Genomic DNA, 738 nt, shown 5'->3' on the forward strand with positions numbered 1-738 from the left:
TCCCTCCATCTTCTAAGGTCAGGGTCAGTACATCCGTCGTATCATCAAGGCTGAATGTCGTGATCGTTTGATCGTCCGTATTATCCAACAAGGTAGACAGGTTTACTGTTCCACCATCCTCTAAGGTCAATATGTTGCCTGCTGCCAAACTCAACCCCTGGTCGTCCGTGCTGCCAACAGCCAATTCAGCCAATGCGCCCTCAACTTCAATTGATGTGAAGTTGCCCGCTGCATCTGCAATACTTACTTCTATAGCCGTTTGGTCGTCGGTATCTACTGTGTGTGTTAAATCTGATATCTGGCTTTCTATTATCGTTAAATTAGCCTCGTTAATATCAACGTCTATTTCATCATTTCCAGAATCGTTCGTAATGCTTATTTTATTAGATCCTGCGGTAATGTTTTTAAATTCTAAATCTGCTCCTGTTTTTCTTGCGAACGTACCTACACCAGTAGCTCCTACATTAGAGGCTGTATTGGTCTGTCCGGAACCTGCTGCAAATGTATCAACATCAGCCTTAAGCTCATCTATGGCTGCTTGGGTATCCGTACTAGATAATCCGCTAGTAGCATTGTTATATGTTACTTCCGTAGCTGTTTGATCGTCTGTACCCGCTGCCGCCAATACCGTAGTGAAGTCCACCGTTTGTGTCCCTCCATCTTCTAAGGTCAGGGTCAGTACATCCGTCGTATCATCAAGACTGAATGTCGTAATCGTTTGATCGTCCGTATTATCCA

General features: G+C 44.3%; 1 protein-coding gene. It reads right to left on the reverse strand.

The annotated features are described in order from the left end of the window. Window positions 1–738: hypothetical protein (locus tag ES765_RS21980; RefSeq protein WP_171017407.1), on the reverse strand; the 738-nt coding region annotated here is incomplete at both ends.

Source organism: Maribacter sp. ACAM166, assembly GCF_005771495.1.
Taxonomy (GTDB): domain Bacteria; phylum Bacteroidota; class Bacteroidia; order Flavobacteriales; family Flavobacteriaceae; genus Maribacter.